Source organism: Rhizobium sp. SEMIA 4085, from assembly GCF_013004495.1.
Lineage (GTDB): Bacteria > Pseudomonadota > Alphaproteobacteria > Rhizobiales > Rhizobiaceae > Rhizobium > Rhizobium gallicum.
In genome coordinates this window covers 1-13,046 of sequence record NZ_JABEPH010000152.1, presented here as the reverse complement: position 1 = coordinate 13,046, position 13,046 = coordinate 1, and the positions used below count along the sequence as shown (strand labels likewise).

Below are 13,046 nucleotides of genomic sequence, written 5' to 3'. Positions count from 1 at the left end.
CGTTGGGCCGTTTGCGGGTCCGTCCGCGCTGCAAGGCAAGAACTTCAAGGCCGGGATCGACGCCTATATGGCAACGAATGGCGCCACGATCGGCGACAATACCGTCGAAATCATCTATCGCGACTTGCCGGCCGCCGATCCGGCCAAGTCCAAGGCGCTTGCCCAGGAACTCGTCGTCAAGGAGAAAGTCCAGTATCTGGCCGGGTTCTATTTCACGCCTGACGCAATGGCCGTCACGCCCATCCTGAAACAGGCCAATACGCCGCTCGTGATCATGAACGCCGCAACCTCTGCGATCGTCACCAAAAGCCCTCTGGTCGTTCGTACATCCTTCACCCTTTGGCAAACTGCCATGCCAATGGCCAAGGTCGCGTTCGACAAAGGCATTAAGAAGGTCATCTCGGTTGTCAGCGACTACGGTCCGGGGGTCGATGCTGAAAACGCCTTCAAGGCAGGCTTCGAAAAGCAAGGCGGGGAAATCGTCGAAGCGATCCGTATGCCACTCGCCACCAACGATTTCAGCCCAATCATGCAGCGCATCAAGGATTCGGGTGCTGAGGGCGTCTTTGCATTCCTGCCGTCTGGTCCGCCGACGCTTGGCTTCGTGAAGTCCTATAGCGAGAATGGCCTGAAAGCCGCCGGCATACAACTCTTTGCGACCGGCGACCTGACGCAGGAATCCGACCTTCCGGCGCTCGGCGAGGCCGCTCTCGGCATATTGACGACATACCACTACGCGGTTTCGCATGACTCGCCCGAAAACAAGGCCTTCGTTGCAGCCGCCGGCAAGGCACTCGGCAATCCGGCCGAACTTACTTTCCCAGCCGTCGGGGCCTATGACGGCATGCACGTCATTTACAAGATGATCGAGGCAACTGGCGGCAAGCAGGATGCTGAAAAAGCTGTCGAAGCGGTAAAGGGCCTTTCCTGGATGAGCCCGCGCGGCCCCGTTTCCATCGATCCCGAAAGCCGCCACATCACAGAAAACATCTATCTGCGCGAAGTCGCCAAGGATGCGGACGGCAAATACATCAACAAGGAAATCCAGACATTTGAAAAGCAGGGGGATCCAGGTCTGGCGGCGACAAAGTAAGGAGTAAGGCTTGCTTAAAAGGCGATCGCTCGGACCACCCATCAGCCCATCCCCGTTGTCGGCGAAAGGGCATATGGCGCAAACCGCAAGTCTTCTCTCCCGGCAAGGGAGAAGGTTCCGGCAGGTGATGGGGCGGGACGTCGCCCTCAACGACGCAGAGCGGGCTCCAGCACCTGCTGAGATAAGGAACACACGAGCCTCATGCAGACTGTCTTCAGCATTGCCGTCGACGCGCTTGCCTATGGCATGGTGCTGTTCGTGATCTCGATCGGCCTTTCGGTCACCATGGGCCTGATGCGGGTCGTCAACCTTGCCCACGGTGCCTTCGCCATGATCGGCGGGTACATTGCCTCCTATGCAGCGCGCGATCTTGGCCTTGGCTACGGCGTCGCAGTTCTTGTCGCCGTCACTGGAACCATCGTCATCGCCATTCCGGTCGAACGTTTCCTCTACCGGCGCATCTACGGCGCGCCGGAACTGACCCCGGGTCTGATGACGATCGGCATCACCTTCTGCATCATCGGCATAGCCAACTACGTCATGGGGCCGACGCTGAAAACCATCCCATTGCCAGACGGCCTGCGGGGCTCCGCCGATCTAGGCTTCCGCACCATTCCGGTGCATCGGCTTTTTGCCATCTTCTGCGGCTTCGCGGTCGCCGGCGCCCTTTGGTACACGATCGAAAAGACCAGTTTCGGCGTAAAACTGCGCGCATCCGTCGATAATGCCGCCATGGCCGCCGCCCTTGGGGTGCGCACGGAGATCATTTATGCACTGAGCTTCGCAGGCGCCGTCGGCCTGGCCGCCTTTGGCGGCGTGGTCGGCGCGGAGCTCTTGCCGGTCGAGCCCTATTATGCGCTGCGCTACATGGTGACTTTCCTCGTCGTTGTCTCGGTCGGCGGCGCAGGCTCGATTCCCGGCGCACTGATCGCCTGCCTGGTTCTTGGCGGCATCGACACCACGGGCCGCTATCTGATGCCGGAATACGGGGAATTCTTCTTCTATCTCGCCGTCATTGCAATCATCTGCGTTTTTCCGCGCGGCTTTGCCGGAAGGGTGAAGTAGGATGACGCTCGCCATGAACACGCAAACTACGACAGCAGTATCCATTCGGCGCAATCGCTTTTTCGTGCGCGATACAGCCGGCATTGCCGCAATCGTCGCGCTCGCCAGCATCGGCTATTTACTCTTTCCGGATAACCTTGCGCTGCTGACGCGCGTCATCGCAATCGCATTGCTCGTTCTCTCGCTTGATCTCGTCACCGGATATTGCGGCGTGGCGACGCTCGGCCATGCAGCACTCTTCGGCTCCGGCGCCTATGCAGCGGGCATCGTCTCGGCCCATTACGGCATCACCGATCCTCTTTTGATGACGCTTGCCGGTATCACCGGTGGCGCTGCGGCTGGCCTCGTCTGCGGCATCGTCATCCTGCGTGCCCACGGACTGCCGCAGCTTGTCCTTTCGATCGCGCTCATCAACCTCTTCCACGAATTCGCCAACAAGGCATCATCCTGGACCGGCGGCAGCGATGGCTTGTCCGGCATCTCGGCCGATCCAATCTTCGGCACCTTCGAGTTCGACCTTTACGGCCATACCGCCTATGTTTTCGGGGTGATCCTGCTGCTTGTCGTCTTCATTCTTCTGCGCCTTGTCGTGCGTTCGCCCTTTGGCATGCTCTGCCGCGGGATCAAGGAAGATGCCTTGCGCATCCGAGCCATGGGCGCCTCGCCGAAAGCGGCGCTGATGAAGATGTATGTGATTTCAGGCGCCGTCGCCGGTGTCGGTGGAGCCCTCAATGCCATCTCCACACAGGTGGTCGGCCTCGACAGCCTCTCCTTCACGCTTTCGGCCGAAAGCCTCGTGATGCTCGTTCTCGGCGGCACCGGCTCGCTTTTCGGTGCGCTCTCCGGCACCGTCATCTTCATGCTCTTCGAAGATTATGTTTCGGCTGCAAACCCGTTCCACTGGCTGACGATGGTCGGCGCGTTACTGGTCGCTGTCGTCCTCCTCGCCCCGAAGGGCCTTTATGGGACCGCAACTTCCTTTTTCGTGCGTCGGAAGGAGACTGCGCAATGAGCCCCGTCTTCGAAGTCATCAATCTCAGGAAATGCTTCGGTGGCCTCGTGGTAACCAACGATGTATCGATCTCGCTGGCAGCAGGTGACCGCGTCGCGCTCATTGGCCCGAACGGCGCTGGAAAGACCACTTTCGTCAATCTCGTCACTGGCAACCTTTCGCCGGACGCCGGCGATGTCCGCCTCGGTGGCGAGACCGTGACGAGAATTGGTGCGGCGGGCCGCGTCAGGCGCGGCCTCGTCCGTTCCTTCCAGGTCACACGGCTCTTCCAGGATATGACGCCGGCCGAACACGTCGCGCTTGCGATCCTGCAGCGTGACGGACTGACTGGCCGGATGTTCGGCAACTTTCTCGCGATGCCGGACCTCATGACAGAAGTCACCTATCTGCTCGGCGCACTCGGCCTTGGCGATCTCATGTGCCGCAGGGTCGGTGAAATTGCTTATGGACAGCAGCGTCTCCTCGAGATTGCCGTCGCCACGGCACTGAAACCGAAGGTGCTGTTGCTTGATGAACCTGCTGCCGGCGTGCCGCAAAGCGATACCGCCCGGATCGAGCAGGCGCTCGCCGATCTGCCGGCCGATCTCGCGGTGTTGATGATCGAGCACGATATGGACCTCGTGTTCCGCTTCGCCAGGCGTGTCATCGTGCTTGCAGCGGGAACCATCATCTTCGACGGCTCGCCGGTCGAGGTCACCAAGGATGCGCGCGTGCGCGAGGCTTATCTCGGGAGCTATGCCAATGCCAGCCACGCCGCTTGAGGTCGACAATCTCTCCGCTGGCTATGGGCCGACGCGCGTTCTCGAAAACGTTTCGTTTGCCGTGCCCGCAGGCGCCCGCCTTGCCATCCTTGGCCGCAACGGAATGGGCAAGACAACCTTGCTTGCGACGCTTGCCGGACAGACCAGGCGTTATGACGGCCGCATCCGCCTCGGCTCCGCAGCCCTCACCGCCATGGCCAGCTCCGCTCGCGCCCGTCAAGGGCTCGGTTATGTGCCGCAGGCGCGCTGCATCTTCCCGACGCTGACGGTTGAGGAAAACCTCTTCGTCGGCCTCAAAGGCCGGCCGAAGGCGTCGCTCGAAGAGGCGTACGCGATGTTTCCACGTCTGAAGGAGCGCCGCCGCAATCTCGGCGGCCAACTCTCCGGCGGCGAGCAGCAGATGTTGTCGACTGCCCGCACGATTCTCGGCCGCCCCTCCGTTCTGCTGCTTGACGAACCTCTGGAAGGTCTCGCACCCATCATTTGCGAAGAGTTGATGGCCGCGTTTTCCGAACTCACCAAGACCGGCGACATGACGATCCTGCTTGTCGAACAACGCATCCAGAGCGCGCTCGACTTCGCCGATCAGGTCATCATCCTAGAACGGGGACGCCTTGCGTGGACCGGCACGCCCGAAGCGCTGTCGATGGATCACGCCGCCGTGGAACGTCTGCTCGGGGTTGGCGGGCTGCACTAGGTCACGTGGCGTGGCGCCTCGTCAGTCGTTATGTCGAAAGCTGCGTCATACGTGACCATGCCGGACGGCATTTCACCGCTGAAGCACAATGCCTGAAAATATTCGGCCGGAACACCTGCAAGCCTGAGGCGAGCATCCGCCTTGAAGCCGAACCGGCCGTAATACTTGGGATCGCCAAGCAGGACGCATCCCTGGGCGCCGAGTTTGCGGATGGCTGCAAGTCCGACCTTCACCAGGCCAGTACCGATTCCCTCGCCCTGCCTTTCGGGTGTTACCGCGATTGGTCCGAGGCCGTACCAGCCCAAATCCCTGCCGTTGATCATCACCGGTGAGAACGCGACATGGCCGACGATACGGCCTCCATCTTCGGCAACGAGCGTGGCGGAAAGCGCTCTGTTCCCGCGCAAGGCATCGACGATTGCCGCTTCGGTCCGGCTGCTGTAGGCCTTGCCGGCAAACGCCGTGCTGACCAGCTCGCGGATCGCCGGAATATCGGCTTTTGTCTCATTGCGGATGCGCATGATGAACTCCATTGCAGTGCCGCACATAACAGACCGGAGCGCCTTGCGTCAAAACGATGCTTGCATCGAACCAAGGACTCCTCTTCAATCAGGCACCGCAATGAAGGAGCGCGCCCCGCTTGTCTTTCCCCTTATTCGACCTCACCGGCCGCCGAGCGCTTGTTACCGGCTCCAGCCAGGGCATCGGTTATGGGCTGGCCCTCGGCCTTGCAGAACACGGCGCTTGCCTGGTCATCAATGGCCGCAATGCCGAGAAGGCGGCAGCTGCAGCAGAGACGATCAGGGCGAGAGGACTGCATGCGCTAAGTGTCGCCTTCGACGTGACCGATGCTGCCGCCGCGCGCGAAGGCGTCGCCTATATCGAAAGCGAGATCGGCCCGGTCGACATCCTCGTCAACAATGCCGGAATGCAGTTTAGAACGCCGTTGGAATCTTTCCCGATCGAAAAGTGGGATGAACTGCTTAAGACCAATGTCTCAAGCATTTTCTATGTCAGCCAGCCCGTGGCGCAGGCGATGATCGGGCGCGGCAGGGGCAAGATCATCAACATCGCCTCTGTCCAGGCTGAACTCGCCCGGCCGGGCATTGCTCCTTATACGGCGACCAAGGGTGCAGTCAGAAATCTCACCCGCGGCATGGCGACCGACTGGGCAAAGTACGGCCTGCAGGTGAATGCGATCGCCCCCGGCTATTTCAAAACGCCGCTCAACCAGGCGCTGGTGGACGATCCGAAATTCTCCGCCTGGCTGGAGACGCGCACACCTGCAGGCCGATGGGGCAATGTCGAGGAACTGGTCGGCGCGGCGGTCTTTCTCGCTTCGGACGCTTCCTCTTTCGTCAACGGCCATATGCTGATGGTCGATGGCGGCATCGCCGCCAGCCTCTAGTATTGCCGGCTGCGCGAACGCAACCGGCAAGATTCCGTGGATCTGCCAATAGGACGGCCTTGCAATCGTTTGACCTCAATCTTGTGACATTCAATCCGGCGAAGATGGATTAGAAAGTGGAGAATTGTATTTTCGCCCCGGAAGAGCCACCTAATAGAACAGGAGATGTCCGCCGGCTTTCAGACTCGGGCATTTCCGTTTACGCAAAGCAAACCATATCCGGCTGCTTTCGGACCAACTCCTGCTGCCTTAGGAAAATCTACTCCTTCTGCTGCTAGCGATTGGGAGAATAGGCAAGATAGAGGCACCCCCGCGGAATTCCGCACTTCGCATCAGGGTTAAACTATGATTACGATAGCGCTGTGCGGGAGCCCGATTTTGAAGAACCATGAGTAACGATCAGTTTCAGGTAAAATTTTGGGGCGTTCGCGGCAGCATCCCGGTATCGGGCCCCGAATTCGATCACTACGGCGGCAACACCACCTGCATCGAACTGCGCTGCGGCGGCCACCGGTTGATCTTCGACGCAGGCTCCGGGCTGCGCGAGGCCGGGCTTGCGATGCTCAACGAAGGCGTCAAGCAGGTCGATCTGTTCTTCAGCCACTGTCACTACGACCACATCATTGGATTGCCCTTCTTCAAGGCGATTTACTATCCCTCGATCAGTCTCAACATCTGGTCCGGCCATCTCGACGGCAAGATGAGCACCAAGGATATGGTCGATCAGTTCATCAGCCCGCCCTGGTTTCCGGTAAAGACCGATATCTGCCAGGCAACGATGAACTTCCGCGATTTCCATGCCGGCGACATGCTTTCTCCGCGCGAAGGTGTGCGCATTAAGACCTACAAGCTGAACCATCCAGGCGGGGCGATCGGCTATCGCATAGAGTGGGGCGGCCGGATCGTCGCGCTTGTATTCGACGTCGAGCATATCCCCGGCACTTATGACCCGGTGTCTCTGGAATTGATGAAGGATGCGGATCTGGCGATCTACGACTGCACCTACAACGAAGACGAGATGCAGCGTTTCAAGGGCTTTGGCCACTCGACCTGGCAGCACGGCATCGAATTGGCCAAAAAGGCAGGAACGAAACGCTTCGCGCTCTTCCATCACGCGCCTTCGCGCACGGACGAGCAGCTTGGCCAGATGGAAAAGAATGCCCAGGCAGCATTCCCCGGCGCCTTCGCCGCGCGTGACAATCAGGTCGTCGACATCTGATCTTTCAGCAGCTCAGCTGCCGGTTTCCATAAAATCGCCTGATGACTGTTGGCCTCCGAGAGAAATGCTTCGGTAAATTTCCACGCCGTCTCGTCATGCGCGAGGTGATGGGTCAGCAAACCGACCGGCTCGTTTCGGCCTTCGAAGCGGTCCTGCAGTTCTCCCACAAGTTCGCTTACAATTTCGTCATGCGGCCGGCCGACGCGCGGCCCCTTTCCGGCCGCTCGCCGTCCCATGATATCGATATGGGTGTTGAGGAGCGGGATCGCCGCCTCCGCGGTCGCCCGACCGAACGTCGACAGGCATTCGAAACCAAGTGCCGGGAGCTTGGCAACAAGGCTGCCGTCGATGCGGTTCCATGGCGGCACCAGCATGGGAATGAACCTGGCCGGATGCAGCCGGTTCAGCGTCAGGAAGCCATCATAAAGTTCGCCAAGCACGGCCTCGGCCAGCCGGTGTCGGCCAAGTTCCTGCTTTTTTTCTTTCGGCGGCGCATAATTCTCGTGCGACCAGCCGTGCACGGCAACACTGACCCCGCTCGCACCCGAAAGCCGTTGAGAAAGTGCTGGACCGGTCTTTGCCGGGATGACGGCAACGGTCACCGGGATCTCATGCGCGCTGGAGAGGCCGAGCAATCTGTCGAGCGCCGCCGTCGGCTCGATCGCATCGTCATCGCGCCACCAGAAGCGGGCCACTCTTCCAGCCTCCCGCCAGCGCGCGAGTTCCTCACGAAGGGGTTTCCAGGTCGAACTGCCGCTCAAGGTTCAACTCCTGCGTATCGTTTCAGTATTCTGTCGAGGTCCAGGGCGGCGAACTCCAGCGATCGCTCCTCCAGCACGAAGTGCCGCGCCGCCGCACCCATTTCCTGGCGTCGCACCGGATCGTCCAGCAGGCGGCCGGTGGCGGCGGCAAAGGCGCTGACATCGCCATCTGCCGTCAATATGCCTGTCACCCCGTCTTCAACGACCGCCGGCACGCCCGCTGTTCGCTGCGCCACCACAGGCAGGCCGGCCGCCTGCCCCTCGAGATAGGCAAGGCCATAGGCTTCACCGCAACCGGGCCAGACATAGATTCCCGATCGAGCGAGCAGACTTGCGACGTCTGACGCACTGCGTTCGCCCAGCCAATCGATGCGGGCGGGCGCGAAATCCGAAAACAGCGCCTCGACTTGCGCCCGCATCGGGCCATCGCCGATGATGCCGAGCGTCCAGGCCTTGTCTTCGATCACGCGCAGTGCCGCAGCCAGCACCTTATAGCTCGCCATCTTGTCGCCGGCGCGCATCATGGCGACCGTCACGAGCCGTTTCGAATCCGGCCGCAGATCGATGTTTTTGATCGATGCGGTGTCGATGAACGGCTTGATTGAAGCAAGACGGGCCTCGGGAACAGCCTGCCTGATCCCTGCCCCGTCGCGTTCAGTGAGCACGATGTTGACCGCCGCCTGCCGGATTGCCGCCGCAACCGTCGCCTGCGCCGATGCCCAGCCGGTGGCATCGCGTTTGCGGGAATAGGACGCCTCGGCAGTGACGTAGGGAATACCGAATTCGGCCGCAAGCACCGGTCCGAAAGGATCCGGCGATTTGTAGTACGGGTGATAGCAGAACCACAGATGCGGTTTTGGTCCACGGCGCCACGTGCTTTTTAGCCGGAAAAGCTCCGCCTGCCTTTCGCCTTCAAGCATCGTTGCTGCCTCGGGAGTTGGCGCAAAATTGCGGAACTCGGAGGCGATCTCGACCGAATGACCGGAACGACGCAGCGCCTCGACAAGCAGCCGTGCCATCAGGCGATCGCCGGATGGTGTCGGATGGTTTGGGGATTTCAGCGGCGCGTAAAATGCAATCCGCATCAGGACGCTCCGTTGAACAAGCGCTTTCTTGCGCCGCCCGTCCAGCCTATCGCAAAAATGACCGCTATTGTCCGTTTCCTTAAAAGTTACTGATCAACATATGGAATGTGATCGTGGCTGGAGAAGAGGGCATTTCGCTTTCACCTCAACATCTCTAGAGCATGATCCTCGAAGCTGTGAAACGGTTTTCCGCAGATCACGCTCCAGTCTCGAACTGGTGGCGGATTCAGATTTAGGCAAAGACGATCTAAAGTTAACCGACTTCCGGCATATGCAGGCGAACGTCAAGAACGGAAATGAATGGCAACCATCGCGGATTCAGGCATTTTTTCGGGGCGCAACATCCGGCGCGCCCGGCTCGGCTCAGGCCTTGTCATGTTCACTTTCGTGGTCCTCCACCTGTCGAACCATGCACTCGGCCTGATTTCCGTCGCTGCTGCCGATGACGGCCGACGGCTGTTTGTCGCCCTCTGGCGAAATCCGTTCGGCACGCTGATCTTCTACAGCGCGATCTTCATTCACATCGCGCTGGTGCTTCGCTCGCTATACATGCGTCGCAGCCTGGTCATGCCAAACGGTGAAATGGCCCAGATCGTGCTCGGCCTCGCCATCCCGCTGCTCTTGATCGATCATGTGATCGGAACCCGTATCGTCCATGAACTTTACAGGTATGCCGACAACTACGAAACGGTCGTTCGCCAGCTGTGGATCCTCTCCTTCGGCAACGGCATCCGGCAGGCAGTCGCGCTGATCGTCGTCTGGACCCACGGCTGCATCGGCCTGCATTTCTGGCTGCGCTACCGGCCTTGGTACGACGGTCTCGCACCGCTGCTTCTGGCCCTTGCCATCCTGCTGCCCGTGCTTTCGCTGCTCGGCTTTATCGAGATGGGCCGCACGATTGCCGAGCCGGACTATGAGGGTCTTGTCGATACCGGGCGCTATCAGGAAAACCTGAATACCCGCTATTATTCCGACCCTCACGCCCAGCGGCAAATCGTGATGATACGCGCCGGGCTCTATGGCAGCTTCTCGCTGGCGCTTCTGTCCGTCGTCGCCGCGCGCACCCGCCGCAAGTGGAAGGAGCGCACTGACCAGATTGTCGTGCACTATCCGGGGGGTGAGACGATCAAGGTGCCACGCGGTTTTACGGTGCTGGAGGCGAGCCGTCTCGGCGGGCTGCCCCACTACTCGGTCTGCGGCGGCAAGGGACAGTGCTCCACCTGCCGGGTTCAGATCCTCGGCGATTACCAACGCCTGCCGCAACCTGATCAACTGGAGCAGAAGACACTCGAGCGCATCAATGCGGCGCCGGACGTGCGTCTCGCCTGTCAGCTGCGCCCGGACCATGACATCACCGTCGCGCCACTTCTGATCCCTGCGACCGAAACGGCCCTTCCTGCCAACACGCAGGAAACAAGTCCTGGCCGGGAGCGTGAAATTGCCGTGCTTTTCTGTGACATTCGCAATTTCACGAGTCTGACGGAAACGCGACTGCCTTTCGACATCGTTTTCCTGCTCAACCGCTACTTCGCCCTCGTCGGCAAGGCAGTGGAACAAGCCGGCGGACGGATAGACAAGTTTATCGGCGACGGCGCCATGGCCCTTTTTGGCATCGGCGCTTCGCCCGGCGAGGCCTGCCGCCAGGCGCTGAAAGCGGCCGAAACGATCACGTCGGAAATTGAAAAACTCGGCGCCGAACTCGCCGATGAACTGACGATACCGCTTCAGATCGCGATCGGCATTCATTTTGGACCGGCCGTCGTCGGGACGATGGGGTACGGCAGGGTGCGAAATCTCACCGCCGTCGGCGACACGGTAAACGTTGCCAGCCGCCTTGAAAACGCCGCCAAGGAGTTCGGTGCAGCGCTCGTCATTTCCGAGCCTGTGGCCGATCTGTCGGGCGCCGATATGCGCGGCATCGAAAGCCGCGACATCAGCGTGCGCGGCCGGGCGCTGCCTTTGAAAGTCTATGTGATCCACAAGGAACGGGCGGGTTGGCCGCTCAATGGGAAAGCCTGATGGCCGTTGACGCGCTGGGATCAAAAAAATACTGGCGAAAGCGCCTGCGCAGAGCGCGGAACGCCGTGGCAAGCCGCTTCTTCGACACGCGCTTCGGCCGGCGGCTGCTTATCGAGAACATCGGCCCGCGGGTCGTTTCCATGACCGTTGATGCCGGCGATCATCTGATGACCTTTTCGCCATCCGACTATATCGGCCGCAAAGTCTTCCGGAAGGGGCATTTCGAGCGCGGGAACGTCGACCGGCTCCTGGCGGTGCTGCGCGAGCGCGGCCTTTTGCGAAAGGACGGCGTGCTGCTCGAGCTTGGCGGCAATATCGGCACGCAGACGGTCTATTTCGCGCTGAGCAACGCTTGTTCGCGCATCGTCAGCGTCGAACCTGATCCTCGCAATTTCAAGCTGCTGCAAACCAACATTGGCCAGAACCGGCTGGAGGAGACGGTCACGCTCGTCAACTGCGCCGCAGGCGAGACTGCAGGCGAGATCGACTTCTTTCTCAACGCCACGAACCATGGAAAGAGCAGCGCCATTCGACAGAGTTCATCGGATATGAAGGTGAGCGTCCCGGTAAAGCCGGTGAGCGACATCCTCCGCGAGGCAGGTCTCAATCCGAACGACGTCAGCCTCGTGTGGATGGACATCGAAGGCTACGAACCTGTCGCCTGCCGCTCCATGGCTCCGCTGATGTCGCGGCGCGTGCCGCTCTACATGGAATTCACACCCATTTTCTACGGCCCCGAACAGACCCGCGATTTCGTAACGATGCTTGCCGGCTGCTATGAGGATTGCGTCGTCTTCTTCGAGGAGGGCGAGCAGGAAATGAAGGTCGGCGACCTGCCAGGCGGCGTTGATCAGTACGACGTCCTCTTGCTGCCTTGATCCCTCGCTTGCGGCCCCCCGGCGTGCATGCATGGCAAGGGATTGATGGCCGTTGAGGCCAGCAAGGACGACCGAAGCCGACGCAAGCGTGGGTTATGCGTCCCGCTTGCCGCATTGCTGGCGACATGACGTCTTTGACCGTCGTCTCCTGCTTGTCATCGGTGCGGACGACCGGACCGAAGGCGCCTCATCGAATGCACAACCGAGCTGCGCAGGAAGTGGGCTTTTGGCCACGGCGCGGGAAACCTGCGCACCTAAGCAGGCTTATTTCCTCCGGTAGAGAAAATACCGTCCTTCCTTGATGCCGTCAGGCAGCGGCAGCGGCTCAAGCTCCGGCCAATCGAGCGGTAGACCGCTGACGGCGACGCCGCCCCTTGTAAGAACGCCGGCCACCAGCTGCGGCAGCCAGGTCAGCGTTATTGCGTCAATCTCGTCATGGCCCGTCCCGATATCGGCATGGGCAAGTGCTGCACCGATACCGATGAAGGCCTGGCCGCTTTCGCGGATATCGCCCGTCACCATGTCGTCGGCAGGCGGGGTCGAGGCCGAATAGGAATGCACCTCGCGATCGAATGCGATTATGCGGCGGGTCGGGAAGTGCTCGCGCAAATGATCGTAGGTCCGGCCGTTCCCAAGGCCGAACTCCAAGACCGGTCCTTCTGTCTCCTTCACCAGATCACAGATGGAATTGAGGATGTCGCGCTGAGCCGTCAAACGGCGGATGAAGCTGTCGAGTCGGCTCATCTATGTCCTTGTCCGTCATTCACTTTTGCAATCCGGTGCTATCACATGAAACTGCGCAAAGTCGACCACCGTAAATCAAAATGCGGTTGCCGCGGCGACACGCGTCTGTGATAAGGTCGGATCATGAATGCCGTTCCGGCTCAACAATTCTTCGCGCCAGTGCCGGTCTTCACCGATTTCGAGGACGTGACCGATGCTGGAAACTACCGGCCACGGCGCGACGGCTGGATTTTGCCGCTTGCATAGATCGCCGGACCGCCGCAGGCGGGCGAGGCCGGACGCTACACGACCGGCAAAATGGCGG

14 protein-coding genes are annotated in these 13,046 nt (G+C 60.4%); 9 read left to right on the top strand and 5 right to left on the bottom strand.

Going from position 1 to position 13,046, the window contains the following annotated elements; translation table 11 throughout:
- From C9413_RS16565 to C9413_RS16545, 5 genes are all read left to right on the top strand, one after another.
- A partial coding sequence (locus C9413_RS16565; RefSeq protein ID WP_170250648.1) for an ABC transporter substrate-binding protein occupies positions 1-1,093 on the top strand: 1,093 nt, incomplete at its 5' end.
- A 201-nt stretch (positions 1,094-1,294) separates the two neighbouring features.
- Positions 1,295-2,158 carry a branched-chain amino acid ABC transporter permease gene (locus tag C9413_RS16560; RefSeq protein WP_170250647.1) on the top strand — a complete coding sequence of 288 codons (864 nt, stop codon included), beginning with the start codon at positions 1,295-1,297 and terminating at the stop codon, positions 2,156-2,158.
- Between the two features lies 1 nt (position 2,159).
- Positions 2,160-3,170 carry a branched-chain amino acid ABC transporter permease gene (locus C9413_RS16555; protein WP_040115183.1) on the top strand — a complete coding sequence of 337 codons (1,011 nt, stop codon included), beginning with the start codon at positions 2,160-2,162 and terminating at the stop codon, positions 3,168-3,170.
- Entirely contained in the window at positions 3,167-3,931 is a 765-nt protein-coding gene (locus C9413_RS16550) for an ABC transporter ATP-binding protein (RefSeq protein WP_040115181.1), read from the top strand. The genes C9413_RS16555 and C9413_RS16550 overlap by 4 nt, the downstream gene beginning before the upstream one ends.
- Positions 3,912-4,628, top strand: a complete 717-nt coding sequence (locus C9413_RS16545; RefSeq protein ID WP_170250646.1) for an ABC transporter ATP-binding protein — start codon at positions 3,912-3,914, stop codon at positions 4,626-4,628. The genes C9413_RS16550 and C9413_RS16545 overlap by 20 nt, the downstream gene beginning before the upstream one ends.
- Here the strand turns inward: C9413_RS16545 and C9413_RS16540 are convergent.
- Positions 4,625-5,149 carry an N-acetyltransferase gene (locus tag C9413_RS16540; protein ID WP_040116520.1) on the bottom strand — a complete coding sequence of 175 codons (525 nt, stop codon included), beginning with the start codon at positions 5,147-5,149 and terminating at the stop codon, positions 4,625-4,627. The two genes, C9413_RS16545 and C9413_RS16540, sit on opposite strands and share 4 nt — an antisense overlap.
- A gap of 119 nt (positions 5,150-5,268) precedes the next feature.
- Here C9413_RS16540 and C9413_RS16535 point away from each other — a divergent pair, with 119 nt between their 5' ends.
- Both C9413_RS16535 and C9413_RS16530 read left to right on the top strand, forming a co-directional pair.
- On the top strand, positions 5,269-6,036 hold the full coding sequence (locus tag C9413_RS16535) for an SDR family oxidoreductase (protein WP_040115177.1): 768 nt from the start codon (positions 5,269-5,271) through the stop codon (positions 6,034-6,036).
- Positions 6,037-6,424: 388 nt separating this feature from the next.
- The gene (locus C9413_RS16530; protein WP_040115174.1) at positions 6,425-7,255 is read left to right on the top strand and encodes an MBL fold metallo-hydrolase; all 831 of its coding nucleotides are present in this window, start codon (positions 6,425-6,427) and stop codon (positions 7,253-7,255) included.
- Here C9413_RS16530 and C9413_RS16525 read toward each other — a convergent pair.
- Positions 7,237-8,016, bottom strand: a complete 780-nt coding sequence (locus tag C9413_RS16525; protein ID WP_170250645.1) for a polysaccharide deacetylase family protein — start codon at positions 8,014-8,016, stop codon at positions 7,237-7,239. The two genes, C9413_RS16530 and C9413_RS16525, sit on opposite strands and share 19 nt — an antisense overlap.
- Complete coding sequence (locus C9413_RS16520) at positions 8,013-9,101, bottom strand: glycosyltransferase family 4 protein (protein ID WP_040115171.1); 1,089 nt, start codon at positions 9,099-9,101, stop codon at positions 8,013-8,015. Before C9413_RS16520 ends, C9413_RS16525 begins: the two co-directional genes overlap by 4 nt.
- A gap of 300 nt (positions 9,102-9,401) precedes the next feature.
- Here C9413_RS16520 and C9413_RS16515 point away from each other — a divergent pair, with 300 nt between their 5' ends.
- Together C9413_RS16515 and C9413_RS16510 are read left to right on the top strand one after the other, a co-directional pair.
- On the top strand, positions 9,402-11,120 hold the full coding sequence (locus C9413_RS16515) for an adenylate/guanylate cyclase domain-containing protein (protein ID WP_040115169.1): 1,719 nt from the start codon (positions 9,402-9,404) through the stop codon (positions 11,118-11,120).
- Entirely contained in the window at positions 11,120-11,998 is an 879-nt protein-coding gene (locus C9413_RS16510) for an FkbM family methyltransferase (RefSeq protein ID WP_040115167.1), read from the top strand. The genes C9413_RS16515 and C9413_RS16510 overlap by 1 nt, the downstream gene beginning before the upstream one ends.
- Before the next feature lie 264 nt (positions 11,999-12,262).
- Here C9413_RS16510 and C9413_RS16505 read toward each other — a convergent pair whose 3' ends face one another.
- Complete coding sequence (locus C9413_RS16505; protein WP_040115166.1) at positions 12,263-12,742, bottom strand: class I SAM-dependent methyltransferase; 480 nt, start codon at positions 12,740-12,742, stop codon at positions 12,263-12,265.
- A gap of 75 nt (positions 12,743-12,817) precedes the next feature.
- On the bottom strand, positions 12,818-13,046 hold a 229-nt coding region (locus C9413_RS32740; protein WP_210263524.1), incomplete at its 5' end, for a hypothetical protein.

Bases quoted from the DNA above. Each gene is read 5' to 3' on its own strand.
- C9413_RS16560 (WP_170250647.1), top strand. From the start codon at position 1,295: ATGCAGACTGTCTTCAGCATTGCCGTCGACGCGCTTGCCTATGGCATG.
- C9413_RS16555 (WP_040115183.1), top strand. From the start codon at position 2,160: ATGACGCTCGCCATGAACACGCAAACTACGACAGCAGTATCCATTCGG.
- C9413_RS16550 (WP_040115181.1), top strand. From the start codon at position 3,167: ATGAGCCCCGTCTTCGAAGTCATCAATCTCAGGAAATGCTTCGGTGGC.
- C9413_RS16545 (WP_170250646.1), top strand. From the start codon at position 3,912: ATGCCAGCCACGCCGCTTGAGGTCGACAATCTCTCCGCTGGCTATGGG.
- C9413_RS16540 (WP_040116520.1), bottom strand. From the start codon at position 5,149: ATGCGCATCCGCAATGAGACAAAAGCCGATATTCCGGCGATCCGCGAG.
- C9413_RS16530 (WP_040115174.1), top strand. From the start codon at position 6,425: ATGAGTAACGATCAGTTTCAGGTAAAATTTTGGGGCGTTCGCGGCAGC.
- C9413_RS16520 (WP_040115171.1), bottom strand. From the start codon at position 9,101: ATGCGGATTGCATTTTACGCGCCGCTGAAATCCCCAAACCATCCGACA.
- C9413_RS16515 (WP_040115169.1), top strand. From the start codon at position 9,402: ATGGCAACCATCGCGGATTCAGGCATTTTTTCGGGGCGCAACATCCGG.
- C9413_RS16510 (WP_040115167.1), top strand. From the start codon at position 11,120: ATGGCCGTTGACGCGCTGGGATCAAAAAAATACTGGCGAAAGCGCCTG.
- C9413_RS16505 (WP_040115166.1), bottom strand. From the start codon at position 12,742: ATGAGCCGACTCGACAGCTTCATCCGCCGTTTGACGGCTCAGCGCGAC.